Genomic DNA, 12,966 nt, shown 5'->3' with positions numbered 1-12,966 from the left:
CCCTAGGGGGGTGTGCGGGGCGGGGAGAGGGGGCGGGCACGGAGGTGGTGATGACGGGGAGAGTGAGGGTGTCGGTCAGGTCGTCGGGGGCGGTGGTGGTCGGGGTTACGGGGAGTGTGGGGCGACTGTCGCCGCCGGAGGATGTCGGCATATCGCCAACGCGGGATGTCGGCATATCGATATCGAGGGGTGCGGCTGCGGGCGTGGGCGCGGTGACAGTCACGTGGGCGGAGACGCCTGCCGCACCGGGAGGCGCAGTCGCCGCAGGCGATTGTCGACCATCCGCCCGGTGGAGTGGTTCGATGAGGCCGCTGTCGCCTTCCTCATCGGCGAGTTGGTGCACCAGCACCCGGTGCCGGAAGGCGGTTTCGCCGACTGCGGCGCAGTCACTGCCGTACACGGCGAGGCGACTGCCGCTCTCGCGGACGACTTCGATGCCGCGGCCGATGGCGGGATCCGTGGCGTGGTGCGCGCGTTGTGATTCGTCGATGAGCAGCGCCGCGAGGCGGTCGGCATGCGGCGAGCGGACGACGACGCGGGGGCGCATCCGGGTGCGGGCGAATGTCGCCGCGTCCTGGTCGGCTGCGAGGTGACCGTCGTCGAGGGTGACTACGCGGTCGGCGATGCGGCTGGCTTCGCGAGAGTGGCGTGAGGTGACGAGGACGGCGCCACCCTGTGCCGCGTAGTCGCGGAGCAGTCCGTGCAGCCACGTGGTGTCGCGGGGTTGCAGACCGTCGGTGGGTTCGTCGAGGACGAGGGTGTGGGGGTCTCCGAGGAGGGCGGCGGCCAGGGCGAGGCGTCGGTCCATGCCGCGGGAGAGGTCACCGAGCTGTTTGTCGGCGAGGCCGGTGAGGCCGACGAGGTCCAGGACGTCGTCGGCGTGACCGGCGGGTACGCCGACCGCGGCGCTGAGGAGACGCAGGTGCCCGATGGCGGTTCGTGACGGGTCGCCGGGAACGTCGCCGAGGACGACGCCGATTTCGCGTGGCGGGTTGGGCACCCGGTGCAGTGCGCGTCCGCGGAAGAGGGCGACGCCGCGGCCGGGCTGGAGTTGGAGCATCAGCCTCAGCGCGGTGGTTTTTCCTGACCCCTCGGGGCCGAGCAGGACGGTGACATTTCGCGGTCGGGCGTCGAAGGTGAGGTCGTTGACGGCGGGCGGGTGTTCGCCGCGGGGTTCGCTGGTCAGCCCGATGGCCTGGATCATCGCGTCCCTCGCGGGGCGTGAGACCGGTCGGTCGGGGTGGAGGGCACGAAAGGGCTCACCCCGTCAAGGTAACCCTATATGTCCTATTTACTCGTAATTACCGAGTGGGGTGCCGTGCCGTGTCACGGTGATGCCGCGAGCGCGCCCACCGGGCGGTCATGCCTCCGGGCGCAGCATCGGCGGGTTGAGCAGGGTGGCGCCGCCTGCGCGGAACAGCTGTGCCGGGCGGCCGCCCTGACGGGTCGTCGTACCGCCGGTCGGGACGAGGAAGCCCGGGGTTCCGGTGACCTTGCGGTGGAAATTGCGGGGGTCCAGGGCGACGCCCCAGACCGCTTCGTAGACGCGGCGCAGTTCGCCGACCGTGAACTCCTGCGGGCAGAACGCGGTGGCAAGCGAGGAGTACTCGATCTTGGAACGAGCGCGTTCCACACCGTCCTCGAGGATCTGGGCGTGGTCGAAGGCGAGCGGAGCCGGGGCCTCCTCCTCGGGTGCGCTCGTGGGCTCCTGATCGAGGAAGGACTCGACCGGTGCCCAGCGGGCGCTGTGCGCGTCGCCACCGGCCCGCGGGGCGGGCAGGTCGGGGGCGAGCACCAGGTGGGCGACGCTCACCACCCGCATCCGGGGGTCGCGCTTCGGGTCGCCGTAGGTGGCGAGCTGTTCCAGATGCGCGCCGTACGGGGCGTTGGGATCGGCCGGATCGTGGGCGTGCAGGCCCGTCTCCTCGGCCAGCTCCCGGGCCGCGGCACCCGCCAGGTCTTCGTCGGCGCGGACGAAGCCGCCGGGCAGCGCCCATCGCCCCTGGAACGGCGGCTCACCACGGCGCACGGCCAGGGCACAGAGGGAGTGGCGGCGCACGGTGAGCACGACCAGATCGACGGTGACGGCGAAGGGCGGAAAGGCCGACGGGTCGTAGGGAGGCATGTCGTGATCATAGTCGTCCGCCTGACGATAAACAGGCCGTCGCGCCGGATCAGGACTTCAGCTGCAAGCCATCGGCAGCCTCCTCCACCATGCCCATGCCGAGGCGGCTGATCCGTACGGCGAGGGGTTGTCCGGCGGCGCGGAGGCCGGTGAACTGGAGCGCACCGAGTGGAGCACTGCCCACGGGGCGGAGGGTGAGGGTGCCGCCGGGGACGTCGGGGCGCAGACCGGCGAGAGCCAGCAGGAGATGGACGGCTCCGGCCGCTGCGACGGAGGCGGGTCGGCAGGCGGCGGGGTGGGGCACGGGTGCGGCTCCCGCGGTGCGCTGCTCCCCCGCGTACATCTCGGGGAGTCGGTGGCCGAAGCTCTCCGAGGCGTCGAGGACGCCCTTGAGCAGGGAGTTCGCGGCGGGTTCGTGACCGGCGACGGCCAGTCCGGCGGCGACGACGGCGGTTTCGTGGGGCCGTACCGCTCCGCTGCGGTGCCCGAACGGGTTGTGGCCCTTCTCCTTGGCGCTCAGGCTTCGCAGCCCCCAGCCGGTGTCCATGGCGGGTCCGGCCAGGAGCGCGGCGAACTGGGCCGTACGAACGGGGTCGAGGAGACCGGGGGCGTGGCGACCGCCGCCGAGAAGACCGGTGTCGAGCAGGTGCCCGGTGGTGGCTCCGAGGTGTGCCAGGGGGCGGCCCTGAGGGGTGATCAGGGCGGCGGGACGGCCGCCGTAGCGGTCCTCGTGCCAGAAGTCGGTACGGAAGTGGGTGCGGAGGTCGGCCGCCCATTCCCGCAGGTCGTCCGCGCGGGGTTGGCCGTATGCGTCGAGGAGGTCGGCGCCGAGGAGCGCGGCGCGGTGGGCGTGTGCCTGGGTCTCACAGCGGTACGGGCCCGATGGGGCGGGGTCGGGGATGTAGGGCGGGCGGCCGGTGGCGGAGGTGCGGAGCAGCCAGTCCAGGCAGCGGGCGGCGGTGGGCAGCAGGTGCTCGGTCTCGTGGTCGGGCAGGCCCCAGCGGCGTGCCTCGGCCAGGACGGTGGGGAAGAGCAGGGTGGCTTCGGTACCGGCGCAGCTGGGTGGGGCGTGCGGTCCGGCGTCGCGGAGGGGGCCGGGGAGGCGGCCGGAGTCCGGTCCCGGTCCGGTGTGCTGGGTGCGGGCGAGGAGGCGGAGCGTACCGGCGGCGAGGTGGGTACCGAGGGGTAGGAGCATGCGGGCGGACCAGAGGGCTTCGGCCGGTGAGAGGCCGGGGCGCCAGGGGATGCCGCCCGCGGTGTAGAGGTCGGTCGGGGTGCCGGTGTCGCGGGTCAGGAGACCGTGGAGGTCGTCGAGGGAGGTGGCGAGGAGCGTGTCGGCGCGGGCGTCGTCGCATTCCAGGTGGGCCGCCCACAGGCGCTGCGGCCGTGCGGTGCGCGGCCGTGGACCGATGGGACGAGATGCGGCGTACGGGCCCCGGAGCTCCGGGCCGGTGCCAGGGCCGTCGGGTGCGGTGCGGAGGTCCGAGCCGCCGGACGGGGTGAGTTCCAGGGTGAGGCGGAGGTCGATGGTGCGGCTGCCGCCGGGTGGGATGTCGAGTTCCCAGCGCAGGAGCCCGGCGGAGGCGAGGGCGTCGTCGGGGGCGGGTGTCGTGGTGACCGCGGCGTGCGCCCCGGGGCCGGACCAGCGCAGGCCCGCTCCGTGGACGGCGGGGCGCAGGTCGGGACCGGGCAGGCCGGTGGCGGCGGCGCCGAGTTCGGCGAGATCGGTACCGAGCCGGAGATCGACGGGGAGCCGGACGTGGCGCGAGGCGCTGCTGCGGAAGGTGAGGCGTTCGCTGCCGTCGGCGCGGCGGAGCCGTTCGAGGCGGATGGCGGGGTCGGGGCTGCGGTCGCCGGTCAAACGGACGGTGCCGAGGAAGCGGGTGTGATCCGCTGCGGTCTGTTTGCTCTGGAGGATGACGGGTTCGCCCGCTCCGGCGCGCAGTTCGCAGCGGGAGAGTATGCGGCGGCCGTCGAGGTAGCAGCCGTCGGCGTTCTCTCCTCTGAGCTGGCCGTCGGACGGCGAGATGGTGAGGTGCGGCAGCGCCACGGAGATCAGTGAGGCGTGGAGCGGCTGGGGACGTGGCACGCGGGGCGGGGTGGGACGGGGTGTTCCGGAGGCGCGTGGGGTCGGTGGGGTGGGGTGGTCGATGCCTGGCACGGGTTGCGCTCCTTGGTGGTACCGGTGCGGACGGCTGTTGACGCCACCCACCTGAACGGTGCGGCCGGCGTGCAGGTCACGCCGGCCGCACCGCGTTCCTGGATCACCTGCGGCTCCGGTCACCGACTCGTCGGGCGCGGCGGGCTTCGGGACGGGTGCCGGGCGGGCCGGAGCTGCCCCGGGGCGTGGTGGGGCGGTCGGTCGGTGCGCGGCGGGAGCGGGGGGTGCGTGCGGTGGCGGGCCCGGTCTCGGGAGCCGGTGCCGTGCGGGTGGCGGCCGCCGCATCGCGGGAGCCGCCACCCGTGCGGGCCGCCGCAGCTTCGCGCTCCTCTCGTTCGCTCCTCAGACAGCGGCGCAACGGTTCGGGGTCGAGGCCCTCGTTGATGCCGCGGTGCAGGAGTTGGGCGAAGACGTAGTCGGGGTCGATGCCCAGGGCGCGGCTGAGGGCTACGCGGGCGGAGGGTTGGTCGTCCGTGGACCAGGCGACCCAACCGGCGAGGGTCAACGGGGCGACGGAGTGTTCGAGGTAGGCGCCCGCGCAGCGGCGGGCGAGGGCGCGCCAGAGGCGGAGGGCGGCTGCGGCGGAGGGGCCTTCCAGCCATTCGGCGGCCCGGTCCCGGGTGAGGCGGTCCTGGAGGCCGAGGATGAGTTCGGCGGCTTCGGTGTCGGTGAGGAGGGCGTCGTCGCAGGCGTCACGGGCCCGGTTGCTTCCGGTGGGGGTGTCCTCCCGGAAGCGGTGGATCATGGCGGCTGCCCGGTCGAGGGTGTCCTGACGGACGGTCCGGGCGCCGTTGGCACGGAGCATCCGGGGCAGGAACCGGCCGACCGCGGTGTCCAGCGCCTTGACCTGTTCCGCGGCGCGTGGACCGGTGCGTGGGGTGAGGCGGGCCTCCATCTCCTTGAGGGAGCCGCGCACCTGCATCCCCGCGTACGCGGCGGCCGCCGCCATGACCGAGGTGCCGGGCATGACCATGGGTTTTCCGTCGGCGGGGCAGCAGCGGTAGCTGGGGCAGCAGTAGGACCAGTAGCGGTTGTTGGAGAGGCAGAGCGCTTCGAGGACGGGGACGTCGAGGGCGCCGCAGGCGGTGCGCAGGCGTTGGGCGAGGGGCCGTAGCCGCTGGGTGACGTCCTGGCCGCGTTCGCCGTTCCTCGGCTCCTGGCAGAGGAAGACCAGCATTCCGGCGGGCCGGACGCCACGGTCGTCGGCGGTGGTGATGAGGCAGGAGGCGAGTTGGTCGGCGACGTCGGGCCACTGCTCCGGGTCCGCCGGGATGCCGAGCCTGACCCGGGCGCCGAACCGTCCGTGAGGGCCGTGGAGCCCCACCAGGACGATGCTGTCGTCGGGATAGAAGCCCATCAGATACGGCAGGGCGTCGGCGAGGTCGGCGGCGTCGCGCAGGGTGACCTGCTGCTCGGCCTCGGAGTCGGGGTCGTCGTGGGCGGTGGTGTGGTTTCCCCCGGAGGCGGCAGCGCCGGGTGCGGTGGTGGCCGCCGGGCCGGATGCGTTCGGGTCCGGGTCCGGGTCCGGGTCCTCCGCGACAGGACCGGCCGGGAGATAGAGGTTCGCGGGCAGGGAGAGGTCGGTGTGCCCGGGCTCGCCGGGGCGGGGCGCCTCGGGGCGCTCGGTGGGAGCGGGGGCTCCTGGCCCTGTGGCACAGGTGGCGTCGGGGTGGACGGGCTTCCGCGGGGATGCCGCGGGTTCCTGGGAGGGCGTGGAGAGGGGCGAGCGGGGCGCGGGAATCGTCGGAGCCGGTGGCCGTGCGGCGGCCGCGGGCGGGTCGTCCGGGCGCCCCGAGGCGGCGGATGTGCCTGCGCGGGGGTGCGGCTTGCCGGTGCGGTTCGGGTCGTGAGGCCGTTCGCTGTGCTGGTTCATGGCTCGAAGATCCCGCGCCGGTACGCTGCGCCGCGACCCCTGTGGACAACCCACGGGTGACGGAGATATCCACAGGCGCGGGCGGGGCCGCCACGTGACGCGAGCCGTGGGTGCACGGCGAATTCCAGGGCCTGAGCAGGGCGGATTCGGCGGGCTCTCGATACGTCGTGCACGCTCGGGCCTGGCGCTGTGCTGAGGGGCGTCGTGGCTGTCGTAGCAGGGGCGCCGTGGCCGTCGTAGCCCGGAAGGCGTAGACGGTCCCGGTGCCGCATGAGCTAGGAGCGGGCCAGGAGCGAAAGGGCCGAGGGCTTCCGCCTCACGCCCGTACGGCGCGGGCTACGCAGCCGTGGACGGCGCCGAGCGGTCTCCCCCGCAGACGATGCGAGGCCCCGGCACGACCTCGCTGGACGCACCCACCGCCCCGGCCGACCCTCACCATTCCGGGCACGACCAAGCCCCGGCCCCGAGGAACACCGGAGCCGCCAGTCAGCGCTCAGCCCTCAGCGCTCCGGCTCAGCGGCAGTAAACCGACCCCCTGAGCCGGAACGCGAAGACCACCCCGCGCACCCGCCCCCCGCCAAGCCGCAGCCAGTGCCCACGCCCGCGCGCCATCGCACCGTTCAGCACAGGCCGGACAGCCCCCCGCCCGCTCACCCCGCGGCCGCGAGCACCAGCGGCAGTACCCGTTCCGTGCCCGCCCGTTGCAGGAGGCGGGCGGCGACGGCGAGGGTCCAGCCGGAGTCGGTGTAGTCGTCCACGAGGAGGACCGGGCCCAGTGTGCGGGCGAGGCCGTCGGCGAGTTCGCCAGGGACGGTGAAGGCGGCGGAAAGGGTCTGAAGGCGCTGGGCGGAGTTGCTGCGGTGGGTCCGGTGGGCGGCGCTCTCCTCGGTGTGGGCGAGGGAGCCGAGGAAGGGGAGGCGTCCGATGCGGGCGATGCCCTCGGCGAGGGAGTGGACGAGCCGGGGGCGGCTGACGGACGGGACCGCGACGACGCCCACCGGGCGGGCGGCGGCGTCCGGTGCCTTCGAGGCCCAGCCGCCCGGGGAGCGGGCCCAGTCGCCGAGGACCGCCACCGCGGCCTGGAGGACGTCGTCCGGAACGGGGCCGTCGGGGGCCTGCTCGGCCAGGAGCGGGCGCAGGCGGTTGCCCCAGCCGATGTCCGAGAGGCGGCCCAGGGCCCGCCCGGGGGCGCACTGTTCCTGTGCCGGGATGCGGCCCTTGAGATCGATGCCCAGGGCGGCCATGCCCGTCGGCCACATACGGCGGGGCTCGACCGCCACGCCCGGGCGGTCCAGTTCGCCCGTGGCGCCCGCCAGCGCCGCCGGGGAGACCGTGGAGTGGGCCCACTCCCCCGCGCAGTTGTCGCAGCGGCCGCAGGGCGCCGCGCCCTCGTCGTCCAGCTGGCGGCGGAGGAACTCCATCCGGCAGCCGGAGGTGCTGACGTAGTCGCGCATCGCCTGCTGTTCGGCGGAGCGTTGCCGGGCGACCCACGCGTACCGCTCGGTGTCGTACACCCAGTCGGCTCCGGTGGCCGTCCAGCCACCCTTCACGCGCCGGACCGCGCCGTCCACGTCCAGCACCTTCAGCATCGTCTCCAGCCGGTTGCGCCGCAGATCGACCTGGGCCTCCAGGGCCGGTACGGACAGCGGGCGTCCGGCGTCGCCGAGGGCGGCGAGGGTCTGGCGGACCTGGGACTCGGGAGGGAAGGCGACCTCGGCGAAGTAGCGCCAGATGGCCTCGTCCTCCTTGCCGGGCAGCAACAGGACATCGGCGTGCGCGACGCCGCGGCCCGCGCGGCCCACCTGCTGGTAGTAGGAGATGGGCGAGGACGGCGAGCCGAGGTGGATCACGAAGCCGAGGTCGGGCTTGTCGAACCCCATGCCCAGCGCGGACGTCGCGACCAGCGCCTTGACGCGGTTGTCGATCAGGTCGTTCTCGGCCTGCTGGCGGTCGGCGTTCTCGGTGCGGCCGGTGTAGGAGGCGACAGGGAAGCCGCGGCCCTGCAGGTAGGCGGTGACCTCTTCGGCTGCCGAGACGGTGAGGGTGTAGATGATTCCGGAGCCCGGCAGTTCGTCGAGGTGGTCGGCGAGCCAGGCCAGGCGGTGCGCGGCGTCCGGCAGCCGGACCACGCCGAGCCGCAGGCTCTCCCGCTCCAGGGTGCCGCGCAGCACCAGCGCCTCCCCCGCGCCCGTGCCGAGCTGGTCGGCGACGTCCGCCGTGACCCGGGCGTTGGCGGTGGCCGTGGTGGCGAGGACGGGGACGCCCGGGGAGAGCTCCGCGAGCATGGTGCGGAGCCTGCGGTAGTCCGGGCGGAAGTCGTGGCCCCAGTCGGAGATGCAGTGCGCCTCGTCCACCACGAGCAGGCCGGTGGTGGCCGCGAGCTTCGGCAGCATCCGTTCACGGAAGTCGACGGAGTTGAGGCGCTCCGGGCTGACCAGGAGAACATCGACGTCGCCGCGCTCGACCTCCTCGTGGATGGCGTCCCACTCCTCCGGGTTGGCGGAGTTGATCGTCCGCGCCTGGATTCCGGCGCGGGCGGCGGACTCGACCTGGTTACGCATCAGCGCCAGCAGCGGCGAGATGATCACCGTCGGGCCGGAGCCGCGGCGGCGCAGCAGCGCGGTGGCGACGAAGTACACCGCCGACTTTCCCCAGCCGGTGCGCTGCACGACCAGCGCGCGGCGGCGTTCGACCACCAGGGCGGCCACCGCCTGCCACTGGTCCTCCCGCAGCCTCGCCGGGCCTCCCGGGTCGCCGACCAGCTCGGCGAGGATGGCGTCGGCTTCGGCACGCAGCTGCTGTTCGTTCATGCCCTCCATGCAACCGCACGCCACCGACAAACAGCCACCTGCCCACCGCCGCGGAGGCCACCCGCACGCCCCGCCGACGCCCGGAATCGACGTCGGCGGACATCCGCGCAGCCGGTTCCGCGCACCCCAGAACACGTCGTTTACGCAGGTCAGAGACTTGACACTCAGGGGCCACCGAAGGCGCCCGGAGCCGTGGTGCGGTGCTCGGTACGCGGACGGAATTGGGGGTCCGCACCCGTAGGAGGCCCGGTTCGCGGTCCCGCGCCGCGGTCCGCGGCCACAGCGGACCGGTCGTCGGCCCGGCCGGAGAGGCACTGCCGGACCCACGCCCGCCCCGCACACCCACGCCCGGGAAGGGCCCGCGCACACCGGATGTGGCGGGAGCGGCAGGGCGTCGGGCGGGGCGGTGGCGGGAAGGATGGAGGGAGCGCCATTGGTGAGGCGGGAGTGCGCGCATGTGGGTTACCGCGCGCCCGTACGGGACCGGTGCCGCTTCCGCGTACCGGCCGTGCGCGCCGGGCGCCGTGGAGTCGCGCGCCCGGTGCGTTCCGCCGACGGGAGGCGCGTCCGAAGGGAGGACCGTGGATTTCGCCGATGCCCCACGCACACCCGCTGCCCGGCCCGCGCCCGCCGATCCGGCCGCGCGGCGCCGCCGCGTGCTGGAGCCGGCCGAGTGGGCCACGGCCGGGATCCCGCTGCTGCGCAACCCTCGTGAGCTGGTCAACGGGGTGTACGAGCGGCACGCCCCGGCGCTCGCCACCGCCGTGGTCGCGGTGCTCGACCCGGATCAGCGGGTCCGGGCGAGCGCGTCGTTCGCGCTCGGTGCCGCCGAACCGGACGGCTGGCGGTTCCGGCACGCCCTGCTGGTGCGGCTGCGGCGGATCGTGCCGCACGATCTGCGGTTGCGGGTCCCGGTGCGCACGGCGGTGCTCGTGTACTGCCGCGCGGGGGACCTGCGGTGGACGGAGACGGACGGCGCGTGGATGTGGGGGCTGCGGGACGCGTGCACTCTGCACGGGCTGCGGTGCGGGGCGTACCTCATGATGAACGGCGAGCGCTGGCAGGTGCTGGGCGAGGAACGCGGCGGACGGCGGCCCGGCGGGCGCCCCGTGCCGGGTGGGCGCACCGTGGTCGCGGCGGGCGGTGAGCGGCCCCGTGCGGAGGCGGTGCGGCGGCCGGGTGGCGCGCGGCGGTCCGCCGACACCGGGGAGCGGCCCCGGCGGCTGGCGGATCCCGAGGCTCCGGCAGGCGGTCGGGGCCACAGGAGCGTTGCCGCGAGCGGGAGTTGAGGCGGCGGGGCGGGCCGCTACGGAAGCGGAGCCGCCGTTTTCGGGTGCCCCGGGGAAGCGCGGCGACGTACCGCGCACGGCGGCCCCGTCCGTACCGCTCCCGTGACCGCGCCGTGCGCCCCGGGGCAGCCCCGAGGACGGCCGTCTCCGGGTACGCGTGCGGGCCCGACCGGCCTGATGGCCGGCGGGCCGCTGCGTGCGGGACGGGTCAGGCGGACGTGCCGAGCACGGCGTTGATCCGCTGCGGGTCGCCGCAGACGATCAGCAGTGCTCCGGCGCGCGCCAGGGCGGCGGGCAGGGCCCGTGCCGTGGTCTCGTCGGTGCCGCCGTTGACCGCGACGACCACGACGGGCCGTCCGGCGGGCCGGGTGGCGGCGGCGTCCGCGTAGAACACGTCCTCCGCGGCGTCGTACTGCGCCCAGTAGGATGCCTCGCCGAAGGACAGCTCGTGGGCGGCCCAGGGGTGCGGGTCACCGGTCGTGAGCACCAGGATGTCGCTCGGTGCACGTCCGGAGTCCAGCAGCAGATCGACGGCTTCGTCGGCGGCGTCCAGGGCGCCGTCGGCGGGGGCCGGGATCAGCTGGAGCTGCGCGTCGGTGGCCGCCGCGGGGCGGGGGCCGGTGCGCTGCGCGGGCGGGGCCGTGACGGGCGCCCGCGGCGGTGCGGGCGGGCCGGGCTTGCCCGGACGGACTCCGGCCGCGTGGGGTCCGCGCGCGGGCGCGGGGCGGGGGCCGGGAACGGGTCGGGGGGTCGGCGCGGTGCGGCCGGCGGCCGGAGTTGCGCGGGGACCCGGGACACTCTCGTGAATCTGAGGCTCCTCGGGGATGAGAGGCATGAAGGGATGTCTATCAAACGTGGGTGCGGGACGTGTCGGCGGGTCCGCCTCGACGCCCGCACCGCTCAGAAGTCGAAGCCGAGTTGGCCACCGGCCTTCAGAGCGGCTGCTTCGGGGGTGACGCGCACCTTCTTCAGATGCCGCCACCGGGGCAACGCGTCCATGTAGGACCACGAGACCCGGTGGTACGGCGTGGGACCGTACTCCTCCAGGGCGGTGCGATGGGTCGGGGAGGGGTAACCGGCGTTACCTGCGAAGTCGAACTGCGCGTGGTCCACGCCCAGTTCGGCCATCATCGCGTCGCGCCGCACCTTGGCGAGCACGGATGCGGCGGCGACCGCGACACAGGACTGGTCGCCCTTGATGACCGTGCGGACCCGCCACGGCGTGCCCAGGTAGTCGTGCTTGCCGTCGAGGATGACCGCGTCCGGGCGGACCGGCAGCGCCTCCAGGGCGCGGACGGCCGCGAGCCGGAGCGCCGCGGTCATGCCCAGGGCGTCGATCTCCTCCGGGGAGGAGTGCCCCAGGGCGTACGCGGTGACCCAGTCGCCGAGGACCTCGGCGAGGTCGGTGCGGCGCTTGGGGGTCAGCAGCTTGGAATCGGTGAGTCCGGCGGGCGGGCGGCGCAGGCCGGTGACGGCCGCGCAGACGCTGACGGGACCGGCCCAGGCTCCTCGCCCGACCTCGTCGACACCGGCGACGATCTTGGCGCCCGTCGTGGCGCGCAGTGATCGCTCGACGGTATGGGTGGGAGGCTCGTACGGCATGGCGCCAGCAAGCGTACGCCTATTCGGGGCGCGCGTCGCCACCGGATCCGGATGAGGGTGCGAATGCCGCCACCGGGGCCGGTCGCGGAGGCGTACGGGGCGGGTGGCACGGGGTGCCGGACGGCGCTCCCCCGGGGCGAAGTCGCCGGTCCGGTGCGCCCGTTGGCGCGGCGCCCCCCGGGGCGGGCGCCGTCCGGTGGGTCAGGCGGGCACCCAGGACGGGAGCGGCTCGGTGGCGGTGAGCCAGTCGGTCGGCGGGGCGCCCGCGGGGGCGGCGGCGACGATGCCGCCGACGATGGCGCAGGTGGTGTCCACATCGCCGCCGGCCCGGGCGGTGGCCCAGAACGCCGCCGGGTAGTCGCCGAGGTGCCGGGCGGCGGCCCAGAGGGTGAAGGGGACGGTGTCGTGGGCGCTGGTGCGGCGTCCGCAGCCGAGGACGGCGGCGACGGTGCCGGGGTCGCCGTAGTCGAGCATGTCCCGGGCGCGGCGGAGTCCGGCCTGGACGGCGCTGCGCGGGATCAGCGCCAGGACGTCGTCGATCAGCTGCGCCGGGCCGGTGTCGCGGTCCGGGTCGGCGACGAGGGCGGCGGCAGCGGCGACCGCCATGGCGCCCACCACGGCCTCGCGGTGCTGGTGGGTGGGGTAGGCGGAGATCTCCGCCTGGTGGGTGGCCTGCTCGGCGTCCCCGGCGTACCAGGCGCCCAGCGGGGCGATCCGCATGGCGGCGCCGTTGCCCCAGGAGCCGTGGCCGTTGAAGAGGGCGGCGGCGAGGTCGTGCCAGTCGGCGCCCTCGCGGAGGCTGCGCAGCAGGCGGTCGACGGCCGGGCCGTAGTCGCGGTCGGCGTGGTGGTGGTCGGCGAAGGACCGGGCGAGCGCGTCCTGGTCGATGCGGCCGTGGGCGTTCAGGACGGCCAGGACGGAGCAGGCCATCTCGGTGTCGTCGGTCCACCGCCAGGGGCCGGGCGGCAGGGCGCGGCGGCGCAGGGCGGGGAGGTGGGCGGGGGTGGCGAAGCGGGCGCCGAGGGCGTCGCCCACGGCGAGTCCGCGCAGGCTGGCGAGGGCCCGCGCGCGGCGGTCTGCGTCACGGTCGTCGGCGGTCATCGCTC

General features: G+C 74.9%; 9 protein-coding genes. 1 reads left to right on the top strand and 8 read right to left on the bottom strand.

What is annotated here, in order from left to right; translation table 11 throughout:
• The 5 genes from IF23_RS33160 to IF23_RS0127160 form a co-directional block, all read right to left on the bottom strand.
• The coding region (locus IF23_RS33160; protein WP_157848086.1) for an ATP-binding cassette domain-containing protein at positions 1-1,204 on the bottom strand (1,204 nt) is incomplete at its 3' end.
• A gap of 156 nt (positions 1,205-1,360) precedes the next feature.
• Complete coding sequence (locus IF23_RS0127175) at positions 1,361-2,125, bottom strand: NUDIX hydrolase (RefSeq protein WP_030288208.1); 765 nt, start codon at positions 2,123-2,125, stop codon at positions 1,361-1,363.
• Positions 2,126-2,174: 49 nt separating this feature from the next.
• Positions 2,175-4,175, bottom strand: coding sequence for a glycogen debranching N-terminal domain-containing protein (locus IF23_RS0127170; RefSeq protein WP_030288207.1), 2,001 nt, complete (start codon positions 4,173-4,175; stop codon positions 2,175-2,177).
• Between the two features lie 214 nt (positions 4,176-4,389).
• Positions 4,390-6,159 carry a DUF4192 family protein gene (locus IF23_RS0127165; protein WP_030288206.1) on the bottom strand — a complete coding sequence of 590 codons (1,770 nt, stop codon included), beginning with the start codon at positions 6,157-6,159 and terminating at the stop codon, positions 4,390-4,392.
• 650 nt (positions 6,160-6,809) lie between these two features.
• On the bottom strand, positions 6,810-8,969 hold the full coding sequence (locus IF23_RS0127160) for a RecQ family ATP-dependent DNA helicase (RefSeq protein ID WP_030288205.1): 2,160 nt from the start codon (positions 8,967-8,969) through the stop codon (positions 6,810-6,812).
• Positions 8,970-9,550: 581 nt separating this feature from the next.
• On the opposite strand from IF23_RS0127160, the gene IF23_RS0127155 reads away from it, so the two are divergent.
• Positions 9,551-10,258 (top strand): hypothetical protein, encoded by a 708-nt coding sequence (locus IF23_RS0127155; RefSeq protein ID WP_245655123.1) that lies wholly within the window; start codon positions 9,551-9,553, stop codon positions 10,256-10,258.
• A gap of 208 nt (positions 10,259-10,466) precedes the next feature.
• On the opposite strand, the gene IF23_RS0127150 is transcribed toward IF23_RS0127155, so the two are convergent.
• The 3 genes from IF23_RS0127150 to IF23_RS0127140 form a co-directional block, all read right to left on the bottom strand.
• Positions 10,467-11,093, bottom strand: coding sequence for a hypothetical protein (locus tag IF23_RS0127150; protein WP_030288201.1), 627 nt, complete (start codon positions 11,091-11,093; stop codon positions 10,467-10,469).
• Positions 11,094-11,158: 65 nt separating this feature from the next.
• The gene (locus IF23_RS0127145) at positions 11,159-11,860 is read right to left on the bottom strand and encodes a ribonuclease HII (RefSeq protein WP_030288199.1); all 702 of its coding nucleotides are present in this window, start codon (positions 11,858-11,860) and stop codon (positions 11,159-11,161) included.
• A gap of 201 nt (positions 11,861-12,061) precedes the next feature.
• A complete protein-coding gene (locus IF23_RS0127140; RefSeq protein ID WP_030288197.1) occupies positions 12,062-12,961 on the bottom strand; it encodes an ADP-ribosylglycohydrolase family protein in 900 nt (299 codons plus the stop codon).
• Between the last annotated feature and the right edge of the window lie 5 nt (positions 12,962-12,966).

Source organism: Streptomyces catenulae, from assembly GCF_000718015.1.
In the GTDB taxonomy this organism is placed as follows: domain Bacteria; phylum Actinomycetota; class Actinomycetes; order Streptomycetales; family Streptomycetaceae; genus Streptomyces; species Streptomyces catenulae.
The sequence above is the reverse complement of the archived record's forward strand: the minus strand, read 5'-3'. Positions and strand labels throughout refer to the sequence as shown.

Bases quoted from the DNA above. Each gene is read 5' to 3' on its own strand.
- IF23_RS0127140 (WP_030288197.1), bottom strand. From the start codon at position 12,961: ATGACCGCCGACGACCGTGACGCAGACCGCCGCGCGCGGGCCCTCGCC.
- IF23_RS0127175 (WP_030288208.1), bottom strand. From the start codon at position 2,125: ATGCCTCCCTACGACCCGTCGGCCTTTCCGCCCTTCGCCGTCACCGTC.
- IF23_RS0127145 (WP_030288199.1), bottom strand. From the start codon at position 11,860: ATGCCGTACGAGCCTCCCACCCATACCGTCGAGCGATCACTGCGCGCC.
- IF23_RS0127150 (WP_030288201.1), bottom strand. From the start codon at position 11,093: ATGCCTCTCATCCCCGAGGAGCCTCAGATTCACGAGAGTGTCCCGGGT.
- IF23_RS0127165 (WP_030288206.1), bottom strand. From the start codon at position 6,159: ATGAACCAGCACAGCGAACGGCCTCACGACCCGAACCGCACCGGCAAG.
- IF23_RS0127160 (WP_030288205.1), bottom strand. From the start codon at position 8,969: ATGAACGAACAGCAGCTGCGTGCCGAAGCCGACGCCATCCTCGCCGAG.